Source organism: Crocinitomicaceae bacterium (assembly GCA_016708105.1).
Classification (GTDB): Bacteria; Bacteroidota; Bacteroidia; order Flavobacteriales_D; family Crocinitomicaceae; genus JADJGJ01.
The window spans coordinates 200,860-218,399 of record JADJGJ010000004.1 but is presented as its reverse complement, the minus strand read 5'-3'; the positions used below and the strand labels follow the sequence as shown (position 1 = coordinate 218,399).

At 37.3% G+C, this 17,540-nt stretch carries 11 protein-coding genes; 4 read left to right on the top strand and 7 right to left on the bottom strand.

Features of this window, described 5'->3' with window-relative positions; all coding sequences use genetic code 11:
- Positions 1-5: 5 nt before the first annotated feature.
- Together IPH66_16755 and IPH66_16750 are read right to left on the bottom strand one after the other, a co-directional pair.
- The gene (locus tag IPH66_16755) at positions 6-1,067 is read right to left on the bottom strand and encodes a gliding motility-associated C-terminal domain-containing protein (GenBank protein ID MBK7130993.1); all 1,062 of its coding nucleotides are present in this window, start codon (positions 1,065-1,067) and stop codon (positions 6-8) included.
- Positions 1,051-1,605 carry an RNA polymerase sigma factor gene (locus IPH66_16750; GenBank protein MBK7130992.1) on the bottom strand — a complete coding sequence of 185 codons (555 nt, stop codon included), beginning with the start codon at positions 1,603-1,605 and terminating at the stop codon, positions 1,051-1,053. Before IPH66_16750 ends, IPH66_16755 begins: the two co-directional genes overlap by 17 nt.
- Positions 1,606-1,746: 141 nt before the next feature.
- Between IPH66_16750 and IPH66_16745 the strand changes: the two genes are divergently transcribed.
- The gene (locus IPH66_16745; GenBank protein MBK7130991.1) at positions 1,747-2,970 is read left to right on the top strand and encodes a TlpA family protein disulfide reductase; all 1,224 of its coding nucleotides are present in this window, start codon (positions 1,747-1,749) and stop codon (positions 2,968-2,970) included.
- Between the two features lie 61 nt (positions 2,971-3,031).
- Here the strand turns inward: IPH66_16745 and rpiB are convergent, their stop codons facing one another.
- The gene (gene rpiB / locus IPH66_16740; GenBank protein MBK7130990.1) at positions 3,032-3,466 is read right to left on the bottom strand and encodes a ribose 5-phosphate isomerase B; all 435 of its coding nucleotides are present in this window, start codon (positions 3,464-3,466) and stop codon (positions 3,032-3,034) included.
- A gap of 423 nt (positions 3,467-3,889) precedes the next feature.
- Here rpiB and IPH66_16735 point away from each other — a divergent pair, with 423 nt between their 5' ends.
- The 3 genes from IPH66_16735 (at position 3,890) to IPH66_16725 (ending at position 10,103) form a co-directional block, all read left to right on the top strand.
- On the top strand, positions 3,890-5,458 hold the full coding sequence (locus IPH66_16735; GenBank protein ID MBK7130989.1) for a hypothetical protein: 1,569 nt from the start codon (positions 3,890-3,892) through the stop codon (positions 5,456-5,458).
- 110 nt (positions 5,459-5,568) lie between these two features.
- A complete protein-coding gene (locus tag IPH66_16730; protein ID MBK7130988.1) occupies positions 5,569-9,351 on the top strand; it encodes a PAS domain S-box protein in 3,783 nt (1,260 codons plus the stop codon).
- A 2-nt stretch (positions 9,352-9,353) separates the two neighbouring features.
- Positions 9,354-10,103: a response regulator gene (locus tag IPH66_16725; GenBank protein MBK7130987.1), complete on the top strand. Its 750-nt coding sequence runs from the start codon at positions 9,354-9,356 to the stop codon at positions 10,101-10,103.
- Between the two features lie 15 nt (positions 10,104-10,118).
- Here IPH66_16725 and IPH66_16720 read toward each other — a convergent pair whose 3' ends face one another.
- From IPH66_16720 to IPH66_16705, 4 genes are all read right to left on the bottom strand, one after another.
- Entirely contained in the window at positions 10,119-10,466 is a 348-nt protein-coding gene (locus IPH66_16720; protein MBK7130986.1) for a transposase, read from the bottom strand.
- Positions 10,467-11,341: 875 nt separating this feature from the next.
- Positions 11,342-12,037, bottom strand: a complete 696-nt coding sequence (locus tag IPH66_16715) for an SCO family protein (protein MBK7130985.1) — start codon at positions 12,035-12,037, stop codon at positions 11,342-11,344.
- Between the two features lie 77 nt (positions 12,038-12,114).
- Positions 12,115-15,021, bottom strand: coding sequence for a T9SS type A sorting domain-containing protein (locus tag IPH66_16710; protein MBK7130984.1), 2,907 nt, complete (start codon positions 15,019-15,021; stop codon positions 12,115-12,117).
- Between the two features lie 220 nt (positions 15,022-15,241).
- Positions 15,242-17,434, bottom strand: a complete 2,193-nt coding sequence (locus IPH66_16705) for a tetratricopeptide repeat protein (protein MBK7130983.1) — start codon at positions 17,432-17,434, stop codon at positions 15,242-15,244.
- Positions 17,435-17,540 lie beyond the last annotated feature (106 nt).

The following is a 17,540-nucleotide window of genomic DNA, read 5'->3' as shown; positions in this document are numbered from 1 at the left end:
ACTCTTTATTCAACGTAGATTAACCCCGGCAATTTGATTACGCTACCGTCAGTTCCTTCAGCAATGATTTGATAGGTATACATTCCTTTTTCTACAACATTTCCATCATAATCGGTTCCTTCCCAAGTGAAATCAACATCTTGAGATGAGTAAATTTCATTACCCCGTTGATCACGAATGCTGATCATGAATGTTTCAATATTGGTTGCTTTAATACTGAACACGTCATTAATACGATCACCATTTGGTGTAATAACGTTTGGCACATTGTCTATACTTGATTTGCTGGCAACCACAATTTCTTGTGATTCTTCATAATTGATTTTATCAGAACCCACCACTACCATTTTTACCGTGTACTTACCGGGTTGTGTATAGGTATGTTTTGTTTCATTACCGGTTGTTTCTGTTCCGTCACCAAAATACCATTTAACTTCTTTTTGATTGCGGGCATTTGAAACAAAACTTACTTGTGCGGGTACGTAATTGCTTTGCTGATCAATTTCCATTCTTCCTGTTGGCACCAATTTTTCTTTCAGCTCAATCTCTTCAATTTCAACCACGGTATTGTTTTCAGTATACTGAGATTCAGGTTGTGTTTGAATATTGGTGTTGGTTTCTGTTGAACCATTAATAGTATTTGTATTTTGCGTTGTATTAAATCCTGATGTATTTGTATTAGACTGATCAAGATGGTTGTTTCTCAATTCTTTTTCAATTTTTTCTCTGTTTTCTTGGATTACCGGATCATTCACATCGTTTACAATGATTAGTGGTTGTTCATTTTCCGATTGTTCATCAGGCAAAACTTCTGTCACGTTTTGTTGAGCCGGAAGAGATTGATTTTGATTAGATTCATAAAAACCGAAATACCAAGTTGCAACTGAAGCTGCAATAATACCTCCTGAAACCAAACCAATTTTTAGCATGGCAGACATGCCGGTTGTAACCGCTGTAGTAGTAGCCACACCAGACTGTATGCCTGCCCAAACACTAGGATCAACCTGTGGCTGGAAGTTCTCAAACTTCTGTCTGAATAAATCTTCTATGTTAGTATTCTCTTTCACTTTCTTCTACAATATTATTTTCAATCAACAATCTTCTTAATAGGCTTTTAGCCCTAGAGTATTGAGATTTTGATGTACTCTCAGTAACGCCTAATCGCTCAGCAATTTCTTTGTGTGAATAACCTTCAATAGCAAACAAGTTAAACACCAGCCGGTATCCTTCAGGAATGGCCTGAATTATTTTAAGTAAGTCTTCAGCCGTTATGGCTTCAATTATGTAATCATCTTTTTCAAGCTTGTATCCAACCACATCCACATCTAAATCATTCTGATGCTTTTTATTTTTGCGGTAGTGATCCAAAGCGGTATTCACCATAATGCGTCTGACCCAACCTTCCAAAGAACCTTTACTTTCAAAATCATGCAGTTTGCCAAAAATTTTAATAAATCCATCTTGCAATACATCCTGTGCTTCCTCAATATTATTAGTATAGCGCAGGCATACACCCATCATTTTTTTTGCAAACAAATCATAGAACTTTCTCTGAGCAATCGTATTACCGGACACACATTCTTTCACTAGTTGTTCATCCGTCATGCTTAAGCTTTCAATAATAGAGACCAATATAACCAATTAAAAGTTGCACGGGGCTTGAGATTTTTTTCAAAAATTCTATCTTTATCACAGTTAACACCCGTAAAAACCCTATCAATACTCTGTTTTAGAGAGTATTATACAATGATTAGAAACGCATTACATCGCTGCTTATTGTTGGTATGCCTTATATCAACTCAAGGGTTTGCTGCCAAAATTAAATACGGCACATGGCTTACCCAATTTGAATTAGCTCAAAACATTATACTACCTTCTATATTCCAATTTGAAAAAGGAAAGCCCGGTGAGCTCATAATTTATAACGGTTTTGAGTCAATTCACCTGCAAGATATCAAACAAACGGGTGATTCAATTGTTGTCAGGTTTCCAACATTTGATTCAGAATTATGCTTTATCATAGTGGATAAAACTCATATTGAGGGCGCCTGGTATAACAAAGCAAAATCTGATACCTACCATGTAAAATTTACATCCCATTATACAAGCGACGCTTATTATCCTCTGGATTCAAAACAGTTATTGAATCATAGAAAATGGGAAGTAACCTTTGATTATAAAGGAGAGTCTGAAAAAGCAATTGGCTTATTTAACTATCCTAACTCAGAGCAAAACACGAATTTATTGCACGGCACTTTTCTCACTGAAACCGGAGATTATAGATTTTTATCCGGAGCAACAGTAGGTGATAGTTTATATCTCTCATGCTTTGATGGATCACATGCTTTTTTATTCAGAGCTCAATTAAAAAACGATACGCTTTGGGGTGATTTTCATTCAGGTAACCATTATAAAACTACATGGATGGCTGTGCCTAATGATGATTTTGAACTTTCTGATCCTGACTCGTTAACTTTTATGGTGAATGAAAAACCCATCAGTTTTCAACTGCAAAATATTGATGGTACAACCTATACGTATCCTAATGAATCATTAAAAAATAAAGTTGTATTAATACAATTAATGGGCACTTGGTGTCCAAATTGCCTTGATGAAAGTAATTATCTGAAAGATTTGTATGCTAGTTATAAAAATGAGTTAGCTATTATATCAATCACGTTTGAAACTCAAAAAACAGTGGAAGGAAAGATTGAAAAAGTGACAAAATATAAAGAGTCTCTTGATTTGCCTTTTACATTTTTAATAGGCGGCGATGCCTGTAAATTATGTGCTGCTGAATTATTCCCTCAACTTAATAATATCAGTTCTTTTCCCACTTTGATTTTTCTTGATAAAAAAGGTAGTGTACGTAAAATACATACCGGCTTTAGCGGACCCGGCACTGGGCAATACTACACAAACTTTGTTTCAGAAACAAATGCCTTTGTTGATGCTTTAATTAAAGAATAATTTCTGCTTTTATTCTCAGTAATCTGCTTAATTGAAGATTATAAGCTAATATAAATTCAACCTAACAAGGAATTTTATCTATTCTCTTTTGGTGCCTGCCTCCTTCAAAATCTGTATTAAAGAAAGTATCTACCATTTCAATACCATCAGCCACTGAAATAAAACGGGCAGGTAAGGCAATGATGTTGGCGTTATTATGTTGTCTTGCTAATGCAGCTATTTCTTTGTTCCAGCAAAGTGCTGATCGTATTCCTTGGTGTTTATTCACGGTCATATTTATTCCGTTGCCGCTGCCGCAAATAACAATACCTAACATGCCAATATTGCTTTCAACTAAATGAGCTACGGGATGACCATAATCAGGATAATCAATACTTTCAGTACTATACGCACCAACATCTTGTACTTCATAACCTTTTTGAATAAGATGTTGTTTGATTGCCTCTTTCAATTCATAACCGGCATGATCACAGCCAATAGGTACAAGTTTTGACATGTTGTTATTTTTTTTCAAAGCTACTAGTTTCAGTTTTGTTTACCTTGATTTCATAGGGTTAATTTTCAACTGTGCCTGCTTAAACAAATAACCTTCATAACTTGTTAAACTAAATGTTAATCGGGCTTTATAACATGTGCAATAAAAAAACAGAAAAATCTTTGTTTATCAGAAATTAATTTCAGCTATACAAATAATTCAATTGTTGCTGTTTGAAACAATAAAACTTAAGAGCCACTTACACACACAAAAAAATAATTGATAACACGGTATTTATTCACAAGATCACCAAACAACCATATTGTTTATAAAAGCGAATCACTAACAGCAACAAGAGTTTAGACTAAGTGATGCCTGTTGATAATGTATTCAAAAAAAGACATACCTTTAAAATCCAAATTCCTGCCCCCGAGTTTTGAACAAATGAACAGCCCTAATAACTATAACATACTTTCCTTTCAGATTTTCAAAAAAAAGAAGATTTATATTTTTTTATTATTTGCCTTAGTTATTAACAAAATTTTCGCCCAGGACATAAATAATAATGGATATAACATTTTCTACTTCCCCGGCGGCGCGGTGGCCAGTGAAGGAATGTTTGTTAATGGAAAACCTGAAGGCGTATGGAAAGCATATTATGAAACAGGTGTATTAAAATCAATAGGCAAAAAACGCGCAGGGCTTTCTGATAGCACCTGGGTGTTTTATGATGAACAAGGGCGCAAAACAACACAATACGAATATGTAAACGATAAAAAAAACGGCTGCGCGGTTAAGTTTGATACACTTGGGTTAGTTGTAGTAGAAATGTTTTATGTCAATGATGTGCTTCAAGGCGAACAGATGTGGTATTATCCAAACGGGAACATTAAAAAAACAATTCAGTTCGCTGATGGGCAAGAAACAGGCCTTGCGGTTGAATATAATACAGCCGGTAACATCATAACAGAAGAAATTTACGATCATGGATATCTAAAAAAACGAGAAGAATACAACCGCCTCAATGAATACGGTGAAAAAACCGGAGTATGGCGAGAATATTACGGAGACGGCACCATTAAAAGTGAAACCGCATATAGAAACGGACAAAAATCAGGCATTGAAAAATTATATAACCCAAAAGGAAAACTCATCTCAATGCAAGACATGACAAGTGATAGCACCAGCACGATTTCTGATATTGGACTTATTGAGTTGTACAAAGAATATTATCCCGGTGGAAAAACCAAACTAATTGGCGGTATGACCAATGGATTAAAAAACGGAATTTTCAGAGAATACAGTGAAGACGGAACCCTGGTGAATGGTTATTTATATGAACAAGATACACTAGTGGCAGAGGGTATGATATTGTATGATGGAACCCGAACAGGACAATGGACTTTCTACTATCGTTCACAAAAAATAAAATGCACCGGCACATACAACAATGGTGTGAAAGAAGACGCCTGGGTATACTATTATGAAAATGGCAAAAAAGAACAAGAGGGAAAATATAGGAAAGATATTCCATTTGGTATGTGGAATTGGTATTATCCAAACGGACAATTAGGAAGAACAGAAACTTATAATGCTTACGGTTTGCTTGAGGGTATGATGACAGAATTTGATTCTGTAGGAAATGAAATAGCCAGAGGAGAATATTATGCCGGCTTACAAGAAGGAGAATGGTTTTATCAAGTTGGAGATCATAAAGAGGTAGGCTCATTCACTGTAGGGCAGCCCAACGGTTTATGGATTCACTATTACTTAAACGGAAAAATTGCCTTTACCGGTCAGTTTGAAGAGGGCACACCTAAAGGAAAACACACTTGGTATCATCAAAACGGAATAAAAAAGATGAGTGGAAAATATGTGGGTGGTGTGAAGCATGGATTTTGGCGCACCTATGATCAAATGGGAGAAAAAACAGAAGAAATCATTTATAAAAACGGAGAAATAATTAAAATCAACGGTTTCAAGGTTACCCCTGTGGAAGTATTGAATTTATGAATGAATATGTCATAAATAAAAAAAAATTTTTAGACCCTGAGTTCAGCAGGATTGTATTTTCTTTTTATAAAAACGCCTCCATCTTTGTTCTACCAGGAATACTGCTTTACGTGGGCCTGGGATCGCAAAAAATACTACCACTTAGTTCATATCAATATATTCAGGCAATTATTTCAATTTTGATATGCACTTACGTAATCATCTTTAGAAAAAGCAGAAGAGCTCAAGAACGCTTTTTACTCATTCATTGGATATTTATTGTGGCATTTAGTTTGCCCTCACTGCTTTGGTACGTTGATGCAAAAACAGACGATGCCTTGATTAGCTTTATCATCAGCGCTATGATTGGCGCCATCCTGCTCATTAATCCAATAGTTACTATTATTTATTTCAGCACGCTGGTGGCAAGCCTCATTGTATTGTGGTTGTCATTGCCGGGTATTGAATTGCTCAATGCGTTTTATGTCTTTTTCATCGGGGTAATTATTACCACCTTTTCATCATGGAGACATCGTTTATCAACAGCCAATAAACTGGCTGAAGAAAGTTACCGAAACCTATTTTCTGACCTTACAGAACAAGTATATGTTTTGGACCAAAACCTGCAAGTGCTTGAAATTAATGAGGCGGCAGCGCAATTTATTGGTGAAATAAAAAATATTGAACAAAAAAAAATACACGAAATTTTTGCGGCAGATAAATCAATTTTTGATGACTTAATTGCGCACAGCAACCAACCGAAAGGCACCACAAGAAAAAGGATTGTGTTATATGTTAATTCGCAAAAAGATGGTGGAATAGAACCATTAGAATTAAACCTACGTGCCTCTGCATATTTTGAGAAACAGGTATATATTCTAACCGCCAGATCAATTAGGGGACAAAAAGAATTTGAGCAAAAAATAATTGAGAGCAGAGAGAACATTTCTAAAGTATTAGATAATATTAATTCATTTGTATTCAATGTGGCCGTGCTGCCCGACGGTGATAGCCAAGTCTTATATGTGTCTGCTAAAGTGAATGAGGTTTTTGGAATAAGTCAAGAAGATTACATTACCCTCACCAAGTCAGGTAGAATAAATGAAATCATATATCACAAAGACCGTGAAGAAGTATCCATGAGATATCAGGATGTAATCACAACATGCTCAGATAACCGAATAAAATACAGAATTATAAAAAATGGTAAGACGCGTTGGGTTGAAGAGAAAATATTTCCAAAAAATTTTAAAAACGATAACTCCATTCATTTGTTTGGGATAGTTACCGACGTGACTGAACAAATTGAATCACTTGACAAAGTGCAACGTACCGGAGAATTGTACAAAAAAATATTTGAACGCAACATGGCTGGGGTGTACAAAACACATGTTGATGGCACCATACTTGAAGTAAATCCGGCATTTGCACGAATAATGGGTTATAATTCACCAGAAGAATTAAAAAAACTCAACGTAAAAGACATCTATTATAATCAAGAAGGCAGACCGGATTACATTGAAAAATTGCGCAAAGAGGGGTCGCTCAATAATTTCATTACTGTATTGCGCAGACGCGATGGAAAAAAAATTTACGTTAACAACAATGTGAGTATTTCGCCTGATGAAGACGGGAACATGAACATCATTGAGGGTACCCTGATTGATGTAACCGAAACCACCGAAACAGCTGCAGCGCTTAGACAAAGTGAGTTAAAATATAGACTGGTGTTTGATGAGGCAAACGCCGGAATTATTCTGGTAACAAAAATTAGTGATGAATATAGATTGATTGATTTTAATCCGGCAAGTAAAAACTTGTTTAAAGCAAGTGATGAACAATTAGCGGGGACTGAACTAAAATTGCTTACTGATAATTATCAAACACTGCATGAATTTTTAATTTCAGCAAGCGAATCAAACAATAAAATAGAAACAGAATTAGCATTTAAACGCTTTGATGGTAAACAGTTTTTAGCTGAACTGACATTGATTGGTATTTCACTTGAACATCAACACGTGGTACAACTTTTTATCAAAGATATTTCTGAACGAAGAAGAAGTGAAGAGGCCTTGAAAAATAGTCAGGAATCTTTTAAAAGCATTGTAGATAATTCACCAAACGCCATATTGGTTTTCACAAAAAATAAATTGGTTTACACCAATGAAGCCGGCAGGGTGTTTTATCACACCATGTTGAATGATCAGTCAGAAAAACTGCAAGAAATATTTTCTAGTGAACAAAAGTATGTATTACTTGACATGTTGAATGAAAACAACACACAAGACGATGCATTCACTGAAATGATTTTCAATAAAAACGGTGAAACCAGAAAGTACAGCGTCAACGTGGTTAAAACCACCTATCAGACTGAAAAATCTGATTTAATTATGTTGCATGATATTACGCTGCAATCAGAATACAACATGCAAAAAATGCGCGCTGAACTTGCTGAAGAATCAAACCTGCAACTTCAGCAAGAAATTGAAAGTCATAAAAAAACGCAAGCAGAATTATTGGCAAAAACATATTGGCTCAATGCTTTGTTTGAAAGTTCATACAATCTATACATTCTTTCCATTGATGAAAAATTCAGGTTGACATCATTCAATGAAAACTTTAGAAAATCAATTGAAAAATGGTTTTCAAAACAGGTAAAACCAGGAGATAGCTTTTTAGATATTTTCATGCCTGTGCCTGATGCGCGTGAAATCATAGAATCAAAACTAAACAGAGCTTTGCAGGGCGAAACGCTTGAAATGATCAGCCATTTTAATGATCAGCAAGGTAAAGAAATTTGGGTTGAATCTTTCTTGAATCCGGTTAAAATTGGCACCAGAAAAACACGCGAAATATCTTTTATCTCGCACGAGATAACTGACAAAATAATTGGCCAAAGAAGAATAAGAATCAGTGAAGCTAATAACCGCGCCATCCTACAAGCGCTACCTGATATTTTATTTAAGGTAAACGGCATGGGAATATTCACTGATTATAAAATAAATTCAGCTTACCAGAAAGACGAGTTTATAGCATATCTTGAAATAAATAACCCGGTTGGTAAAAATATCATGGAGGTATTTAACAATTTAGAGGTGGCTGAAAACATGGTGTTAATGGCAACCAAAGCGATGTACAGTGGAGATTTGATTGCAGATAACATGAATATTTCAGGTATAGGAGGAAACGCTGAACTGTATTATGAATTCAGGTTTTCTAAATTAAATGACGATGAGGTGATTGTTTTAGCCCGTAACATTACCGACACAATAGAATATGAAGCAAAGCTTGAAGAATCAGTGCGCGAAAAAGAAATTCTGCTTAAAGAGGTACACCATCGGGTAAAAAACAATTTGCAGGTGATTAATAGCATTCTCAATTTGCAATCATCATACGTGCAAGATGAACGTACGCTGGAGATCATAAATGAAAGCCAGAACCGCATTCGCTCCATGTCATATATTCATGAATCACTATATCAAACAAAAGATTTTTCAAGTATCAATTTTTCTGACTACATAAAAAATTTAGTTCAAAACTTAGTGCATTCATACCAGTTGTTTACTGATAAAATTAGCCTGGAGTTTGATTTGCAACAAGTAAAATTAGCATTAGATCAGGCAATACCTTGTGGTTTGATATTGAATGAGCTGGTGTCTAATTCGTTGAAATATGCTTATCCTGCCAGCCAAAAAGGAAAAATTATCATTGGAGTAAAAGAAAACGAAGGTAAACTGCAATTATCTGTTGAAGATTTTGGTGTTGGCTTGCCTGAAAATTTTGATATTGAAAACTCTGACTCTCTCGGTTTGAGTTTGGTATTTACTCTGGTTGATCAGCTTGACGGACAACTAAGCCTTAAAACGCATGGCGGAACCAAATTTTATATTACCTTTGAAATGCAAGAAGTGTAACTATGGCAAAAACCAACGTACTTGTAGTTGAAGACGAAAGTATAGTTTCTAAAGATATTCAGCACAGTTTAAAAAAATTGGGCTACAACGTTGTTGGTGCAGCATCAACCGGAGAGAAAGCTTTTGAACTGGCCGTTGAAAAACAACCTGACATCATTTTGATGGACATTATGTTGAAAGGTGAAATGAACGGCATTGAAACAGCTGAAAAAGTAAAAGCAGAATTGCACATTCCGGTTATCTATCTCACTGCTTATGCTGATGAATCAACTCTTGCAAAAGCTAAAGTTACTGAGCCTTACGGATACATTATTAAGCCCTTCAAAGAAGTAGATTTACACACGTCTATTGAAATGGCTTTGTATAAGTATTCAAAAGAAAAAGAAGTTTTAAAAGAACGTGATTTGTTTTATTCTCTCATTGAAAATAAAGATTCACGTGAGTTTATTTTTGTCAAATCAAAAAGTCGTTTGGTAAAAATAAAAACTGAAGATATTTATTTCGTAGAGGCACTGAAAGATTATGTAGTGATCAACACGCTTGACGCCCGATACACTATTCACTCTACCATGAAAGATATCATCAGTAAATTATCGCCTGAGGCTTTCATCCGTGTTCACCGTTCTTTCATCGTACGCGTTTCTAAAATAGCGTCTATTGAATACCCTAATCTCTATCTTGAAAACGACAAAAAAGTTGTTCCAATTGGCGGTTCTTACAAAGATGAATTGCTGCAGAAATTATACCATTAGCCAATATAATTTAGTCTAAAAAGAGCATAATAAATATTTGAAGGAACAAATTTTCTTTACTGTTTTTGTTGTAATTATTCTCCTCACAACCTTGGCTAAGTGTTTGCCCAATTGATCGATGGTATTAAAGGATTTGCAAACGAACTCTTGTTTGAGTTGCCACCAAATTTTCTCGGCGGGGTTTAGTTCTGGACTATAAGGCGGCAGAAAAATTAAAATGATATTCTCGGGTATGATTAGTTTCTTTGCCTTATGGAAGGCTCCGTTGTCAAGCACGATTAGTTTAAGTTCTTTTGGATTCTGCTTTGATAATTCTTGAATAAAATATTGAAAGCAATCTGTATTACAATAAGGCAGTTCCAACAAAAGCTATCTCCATTTATTGGTGAGAATGCTCCATATAGGTATGTGTTTTCGAATTTGTGTTGATAAGTACAAACGGGTTTTACCCCCTTTGCTGTTAGAACCCGCCCTGTTCTTGTGAGTAGTCCAAATCGACTCTCCCTATGCAATAAATATTAATGCTTTTATAGCATCCCAATAGTGGTTTTACTTTGTCTTTACAGATTCGTTTGAAGTTTTTTAAAAGTAGCAACCGCTTCTTTATCCTTTTAATATGACTCTTGCGGGGTACTTTTAACGATGCGCCAAAGTGCCTTTTAACATAATGACGCAAGCTGTTGTAATTAACTCCTTTAATAAAATTATTTTCCACCCGCATGTAATTGTTTGTAGCTTGAAAATGCGGCATCCTCTGAACAAAGCTTCAATTTAATTTTCTTATGCAAGACTTACTTATTATGGAGGGCTTAAATCCAATTCTACCATCCTTTAATAATTCGGATATACCGCCCTTTTGATATTTAGTCCGCCATGTCTGAATACTGTTGTGATTTACACCTATCAGTTCCGCTAATTCATTCTTGCCTAATGCTCGATCAGAACGCTTGATCTCAATAAGCATTTTTATTTTCGGACCGTGGTGGTCTGCAGATTTTTAAGAGACTTCTTAAGTCCTTAAGCGATTCTTTCACCGTAATAGAGAGTGCATTTGCCATACCTCAAATATATAGCATATATACATTAGTCTAATATAGTTCAAGAAAAGATATTGACAATTTACTTGTTAATATCAGACTATTCTATAATAGCTAATGGTATTAAATCTGCTCTAAAAATTTTTTAAAAAAAGCCAGTATCCGGGATTATCAATTTGTTTGTGATATACAGGCATATTTCTATTGTTTGTACTCTCGCTTCAAGTCGTGAATATCTTGAATCAATTTTGATACTTCATCCGGATTTGTGCCATCATACATTCCGCGTATGCGTTTATCAGGATCAATTAAAACAAAATTTTCAGTGTGAATGAAATCTGATTCATCACCATGTTTAAAATTTGAATCATTTTGATCAGGCACAACAAGATATGATTTGCGAGCCATCAGATAAAGAGATTCCTTTGAGCCGGTAAGAAACCACCATTGCTTGTGATCAGCATTAAATTTATCAGCATAAATCTTCATCACTTCAACCGTATCAATTTTTGGATTTACGGTGTGACTAAGAATTTTAAAGGTTTCATCTCCACTGAATTCTTGCTGGACACGCTGTAATTGTTTTGTCATTTTTGGACAGATGCTACCACAGGTAGTAAAAAAGAAATCGGCTACATAAATTTTACCTTTCAAGTCTTGCTGGGTAATGGTGTCACCTAATTGATTCACAAATGAAAAATCACTCACGGTGTGTCCTTCTGAAACGTGAGCTATGGATGAATCTACCAGCGAGGCATTCACATCAGCCGGATTAATAACAGCAAGTTGATTTTCAGGATTTCTATATTCTTCAGAGTAATAATACCTATTTATCAAACCCGCAATGAGCATCCCAACCGCAAGTATAATTACCAGAACAATTAATCGTGTGCGCATGTGTAAATTTCAGACAAAGGTAATGCAGTTTAGTGCAAAATCATCAGTGAAACAACTTGCCAAGTGAGGCTAAAAAACTACAACTTGATTAAACGAATGGTTAGACCGGAGTTTTGAACACTTGCATAATACACCCCTGGAGAAAAATTTTCTGCAGAAACGATGAAATGGGCGTTAGAAACAATGATTTGCGCCACAACCTTACCGGACGCATCTGAAATGATCATTGTTTGACCAATCATGTCTCCATTAAGTTCAACACTAAAGGAATCATGAAAGGGATTGGGATAAATGGTTAAAAGCCCTGACTCAATATTTTTGATTTGCATTCCATAAATTGTTGAGCAAGCCGACGTATCAACACAGCCGTTGAGCGTAATCACAACCGCATAATCACCATCACCTGCAGGATTGAAATTTGCGCTGGTTTCGCCGGTTATTTCAGACATATTTTCACAGTCAAGCCATTGGTACGCAGCACCGGTTTGGTTTGAACTAAGCACAAAATTATTTTCTGTAACTGTAATGTCAGGCATAGGATTAACTGTAACCGTGCCCATTGCCGCTGCGCTTGAGCAACCGTTCAATGTATATACAACAGAATAAGATGATGTGCTTGACGGACTAACTAAAATATTTGCAGAAGTTTCTCCACCAGGACTCCAAAGATATGTTCCGCCAATCACTGATGGCAACGCTGATAGGGCGGTTGACTCACCTGCACAAAGTGTTTCGTTGTTAACGCTTACGGTTGGTGTTTCATTCACGATGACTGTTGAAATATCTGTGGCGTCGGCACAACCGTTAACAGTATAAGTTACGGTAAAAGTTGAAGTACTTCCCGGATTTACGTTAATGCTTGAAGTAGTTTCTCCGCCGGGGCTCCAGAGAAATGAACCACCCCCAGAACTTGGACTTGCTGTTAATAGTACGCTGTTGCCTGAACAAATAGTTTCATCATTTACGTCAACAGTTGGTTGTGCAATTACGGTTACGTCGGATGTTGCTATGGTTGATTCACACCCGTTTAGTGTATATACAACAGAATAATTTGTACTAGATGATGGATTAACATCAATGCTCTGGTTCGTTTGTCCGCCGGGGTTCCACAAATATGTTCCACCTCCAGCGCTTGGAATTGCGGTAAGCGTAACGGTTGTACCATCACAAATAGTTTCATCGTTTACACTCACACTTGGCGTTTGATTCACGGTTATGGTGGCGTTAGCATCAGGTGCGTCACAACCGTTCAAGCTGTATGATACGGTATAGGTGGTAGTGGTTGAAGGGCTTTCATTAATAACTGTTGAACTTGCTCCTCCAGGTGACCAGCTATATGTTCCACCACCAACAGAGGGTGTTGCTGTGAGCGTAACAGAATTGCCGCTGCAAATAATAGACGATGATGATGAAACGGTAACACTAGGAACTTCATTCACGGCAACATTACCTGCAGACGAAATGCTTGCGCAACCATTCAACGTGTAAACAACACTATATGAAGTTGAGCCGGTTGGATTCACCGTAATGCTTGAAGTTGTAGCTCCTCCCGGTGACCATGCGAATGTCCCTCCACCGCTTGATGGCGTTGCAGTGAGTGTTGCAGATTCACCCTCACAAATGGTGGCGTTATTCACTGTTACAGTGGGTGTAGAATTGATGGTCACATTCATGGTTTCAACATCACATCCCGATCCATTACACGCCTGAAGAGTGACCGTATAAGTTCCGGGGTTAGGATAACAAATACTACCCGGATTTTGAAGGTTTGATGATGTCACGGATGCGCCCGGAAAACTCCATGTCCATGAAGTAGGTGTGTTGGTAGAAAAATCTGCGAAAGAAATACAAGATCCTGCACAAACCGAACCTGTACTAGAATTAATGCCTGCAACCGGCGGCACTGAAGGCACCTCATACCAACTTGCAATATACTCTCTTGGTTGCCCGTCAGCACTAGTAAATGCGCCGCCCGCGTAAAAAACGCCGTTATATACTGTTGCAGATTTTACATAATCATTCATGCCTGATCCCATTGCTGACCAAGTGGAGGTATTTGGATTCCACTTGGCAATTTTATTAGCTGATGTGCCGCTTGCCGAATTAAAATCTCCGCCCACAATCAAATTGCCATTGTATTCATGAATGGCGCGCACATAACTGTTTACACCAGATCCAAGAGGGGTCCATACAGAACCGTCATACATGGCAACTCCGTTAAAAGCTGTTGTAACACCATCAATGCTCAGGTCAGTAAAATGTCCGCCCATGTATAGGTTTCCGTCATTTGGATTCACGTAGAGAACACGCACCGTGCTGTCAACACCGCCCTGAATATCTACTCCTGAATCACCACCAACCCAGTTGGTACCATCCCACTTAACCAAACCATCACAAGCTGAGCAGCCCGCCACATTATTAAAATCACCACCAACCCACAATTCACCATCATATTCTATCATGCAACGAATGTCATTATCAAAATCTGTTGGACCACCAATTGGTTGCCATGTTGTACCGTCCCATCGGGCAATGCGCGAACAAGGCTGACCATCTGCCTCGGTGAAATCACCGCCTGCAATTAAATCACCATTCCATATCGCTAAACATAAAACATCATTATTAAATCCTGTTCCTAGCGGAGTCCACGATGTACCATCCCAAACACCAATTCCGTTACAATCAGTGCAGGGTTGAAAATTATTCCAAAAGTCACCAACAACCACTAAATTTCCATTCCACTCTATCGCATCTCTGCCTACAAGACCGACGCCACCGCCGGCGCATGACCAGGATGTTCCGTCCCATAACGCAACGCGCTGACAAGGATTATTGAAGCTGCCTACATCAACTAGTTTATTATCCCATAAACACATGCCGTGACTACTGTTGTTTGTTCCGCCGCCCACATCTTGCCATGATTGAGAATAGCATGTAATTGAAAAGACAGAAATAAAGCAGATTGAGAGAATAGAAATTCGCATAAATCAATATTAATGGGTCCTGACACACATGAGAATAAAACCGAGCATGAAGCTATCGGTTTCCTACGCCCGGCAAGCCCCTGTATTAACGTAATATTAAGACGTGGTAAAACTCTGTGTGGTTGCGTTGAACTAAAAGGATTAAGTAGTTTGGTGTACTTCTGCTAAGTTTGCTAAGGAAAAAAGTGGTGCGCTTGACCTGAGTTCGAATAGGATTTATCTAGCTAAAAAATATCCCCGCAACACACACATCATCAACCTGCTCAAATGCCCCGCGCCAGGTAATAAAAAATTTTTTAAGCGCTTCGCGCTGATCACTCGCAGTTAAATTGTGTGATGAAAGGATGAGATTTTTGAAAGCAGAATATTTCATTTTTTTATTTTTTTCTCCGCCAAATTGATCTGCAAACCCATCAGTGAAAAGATAGAGTCTGTCATGAGAAGAAACAAGCAAACGATGCGAACTAAATGGTAACAAATTAGTGTATTTTCCAATGGGTTGTTTGTCGGGTTTGATTTCTTCAATCAACCGAGCATGATTACGAAAAATCCAAAGCGGATTATTTGCGCCGGCCCAATAAAATTCAGCGCGATGACCAGCGTGTAATTGATTTTTAAAATGAGAGTAATTAGGAATTGAGATGAGTGAAATATCCATTCCGTCTTTCACTTCTTCATCCGACTTTTCAAATTCAGAAATAACAATTTCGCGTACCTTATTGAGTATTTCAGCCGGATTAGTTATCCCAAACTCCTTCACAACCCGGTTCAGGGCGTTGTTACAAACCACACTCACCATGGCGCCGGGTACGCCGTGACCCGTGCAGTCGGCAACGGCAAAAAATACGGTTTTATCTTCACCCTGCGCGGTTTCTGCGTACCAATAAAAATCTCCCGCTACAATGTCTTTTGGTTTATAAAGAACGAAGCTATTGCTGAACACTTTTTGTATAAGAGATGAGGACGGTAAAATGGCATTTTGAATTCTTTTTGCATACGTTATACTATCAATGATTTCTTTGTTTTTAGCTTGTAACAAGAGGTTGGTGTCAGAAACAATACGCGCATTTTTTCTCTGTTGACGGGCCAAATAAAAAATCAATACTGAAACTAAAGCCAACGCAAGCAATATTATGAGCATGAGTTTATTCCAAAACTTACCGGTTTCAACATCTAACAAAATTGCCGCCTGTTTTTGCTCATGCTCAAGCGCTAGGGCAAGCGAATCTTGTAGTTGCTTAGATTCAAATTCATGTTGAAGCGCAAGCCTGTCAATCTCAGAATTGGCATTCATTGCGCTTAAACTATCTGATAAATTGTCAAAGAGTAAATAATATTCGAGTGCTTTATCATAGTGTTTTAAATCATTAAAGGTTAGATAAATTTGTTCAAGCGCTTGTAGTTCCACGTCTCTTGCTCCGGCACGCTTTGCCATTTCAAGTGATCTAAATGATGAGTCTAACGCAGTTTGATGCAACCCTTGAAGGCGGTAGATGTAAATCATATAGATCAGGGTTTGACATTGACCAAAAATATCTTGCTCGTTCCGCCACGTGGTGAGACTGTTGTTCAGCATAACCAATGCCTCATTTAGATTTTGTTTTTTCTGATAATACATCAGGCCGATATTCTCATTCGCAATAGCTACTCCGCGCTCATCATGTAGAGAGTCAGAAATATGTTTTGCTTTTTCAAAAAACCAAATGGCACTATCGTAATCAGCAGCGTATTCATGCATAAGGCCTATATTATTATACAGGGTGCCCACGTTTGCCATCATGCGGTGCTTATAATAAATATTCATTGACTGATAATAATAGCTGCGCGCCTGAACAAGATCACCCGCCACGTTGTATACAATGGCAATTTTTCCATAAGCATTAGCAAGCAGAATTTCATCCTTATTCATTTGAGCCAATTGAATGGATCTGAAATAATAATCAAGCGCCTGTGCATGTCTGCCTTGCTCGCGCGCTATCCAACCGCAATCAAGCAAAGCACCACAAATCAAAGCGTAGTCCTTGGTGTGTTCAGCGTATGAGAGTGCTTCTGTATAAAATTTTTCAGCAATGGTAAGTTTTCCTGAATCGTAATAAACATCCGCAATCAACGCTTTATTTTTAGCGGCAGCCGGGTAGTAAGCATAGTTATCTAAAAGAGAATCTTCAATGTGCAGATAATAAAGCGCCGAATCAGGCAGGTTTTGAATCAAAAAACATTGACCGAGTAAATGATACAATGGAATTTTTTTACGGATGTCAGAGGTCTCTTCAAGATTTTGCAAGACAATTGTCTGCACAGAATCAGGATTCTCATCAACCCGCTGATCAAGCTGATCCAGATATGCATTTGTTTGACAAAACAACGCACCGGTCAAGCTAGAGAATATCCAAAAAAATAGAGTTTTGAGCACACCCGAAAGATACAAATTATGTTCGTCAAATGTGCTAACTCTCGAAAACACCATCAGCTTGAACCAACACTGAATTTGATTATATGTAGGTAAGAATCTAATGCAA